Origin of the sequence: Mesorhizobium sp. M6A.T.Cr.TU.017.01.1.1 (assembly GCF_004023115.1) — a bacterium.
GTDB lineage: Bacteria > Pseudomonadota > Alphaproteobacteria > Rhizobiales > Rhizobiaceae > Mesorhizobium > Mesorhizobium mediterraneum.
Genome location: NZ_RZTA01000276.1, coordinates 1 through 620, shown reverse-complemented (window position 1 = coordinate 620; position 620 = coordinate 1). Strand labels below are relative to the sequence as shown.

The 620-nt window shown below is 62.4% G+C and carries 1 protein-coding gene; it reads right to left on the bottom strand.

Annotated elements, in window-relative coordinates:
- Positions 1–158 precede the first annotated feature (158 nt).
- The coding region (locus tag EOB36_RS33960) for an ATP-binding cassette domain-containing protein (RefSeq protein ID WP_164897730.1) at positions 159–620 on the bottom strand (462 nt) is incomplete at its 5' end.

The window sequence follows — 620 nt, the reverse complement described above, 5'->3', positions numbered from 1 at the left end:
CCGATGGACAACTCGCCTTCGGCCGCCAATGCGCTTCCCATGCTTCCCGCGAGACATGCGAGCAGCGTCAAGAATTTCAGTTTCATGTCAGTTCCCCTTGTTGATCTTCATTGCGGTTGTCCGGTGCGAACCGGACGCTTCGAGGATGCGGGCTTCCCTCACAGTGTCCGTGCCAGGAATTGGCGCAGACGCTCCGAGCGCGGGCTGCCGAACAGCTCCGCGGGCGCACCCTCTTCCTCCACCTTTCCCTGGTGGAGAAACAGAACCTTGTGGGAGACCTCGCGCGCGAACTGCATCTCGTGCGTTACGAGGATCATGGTGTTGCCTTCCTCCGCCAGTTGACGGATCACGCGCAGCACCTCGCCGACCAACTCGGGATCGAGCGCCGATGTCGGTTCGTCGAAGAGGATGACTTTGGGACGCATCGCGAGCGTGCGCGCGATCGCGGCGCGTTGCTGTTGGCCGCCTGATAACTGGCCCGGATAGTGGGCGTGCTTGTCGGCGAGCCCGACTTTCTTCAACAAGGCGTGCGCATGTTCGACGGCCTTGTCGCGGGGCTCCTTCAGCACGTGCCGGTGCGCCTCGATGATGTTATCCACCACCGTCATGTGCGGCCACAG